Source organism: Kitasatospora sp. NPDC056783 (genome assembly GCF_042789895.1).
Classification (GTDB): domain Bacteria; phylum Actinomycetota; class Actinomycetes; order Streptomycetales; family Streptomycetaceae; genus Kitasatospora.
This window is the reverse complement of record NZ_JBHUAF010000712.1, coordinates 828-1,275: the sequence shown is the minus strand read 5'-3', so window position 1 is coordinate 1,275 and position 448 is coordinate 828. Positions and strand designations below refer to the sequence as shown.

Sequence of the window (448 nt, the reverse complement as noted above, 5' to 3'; positions counted from 1 at the left end):
GCGGGCGACGAAGTCGCAGTCGTGGCTGGTGAGGGCGATGGCGATGGCGCCGCGGTCGGCGAGGTCGCGGAGCAGGTCGGCGATGTCGTCGCGCAGGGCGGTGTCCAGACCGGCGGTGGGTTCGTCGAGGAGGAGGATCGCGGGGCGGCGGGCGAGCGCGCGGGCGAGGGCGACGCGCCGCTGCTGTCCGCCGGACAGGCTCGCGGTCCGGCGGCGTTCGATTCCTTCGTCGACCGGCAGGCGGACGGCGCGCAGCAGGTCCGTCACCCGGGTCCGGCGGCGTCGCGGGGAGGTCTCGGCGATGAGCCGCTCGACGCGCATGCGGGGGTTGAGTCCGGAGCCCGGGTCCTGGCCGACGAAGGCGAGGTCGTGGCGGCGGATCCGGCGCAGTTCCTCGGGCGGGAGCGCGAGGAGGTCGTGGCCGAGGACGGTGAGGCTCCCGGCGGTG

At 76.3% G+C, this 448-nt stretch carries 1 protein-coding gene; it reads right to left on the bottom strand.

What is annotated here, in order from left to right; all coding sequences use genetic code 11:
* Nucleotides 1–448: ATP-binding cassette domain-containing protein (locus ACFRMQ_RS40810; protein ID WP_380735990.1), on the bottom strand; the 448-nt coding region annotated here is incomplete at both ends.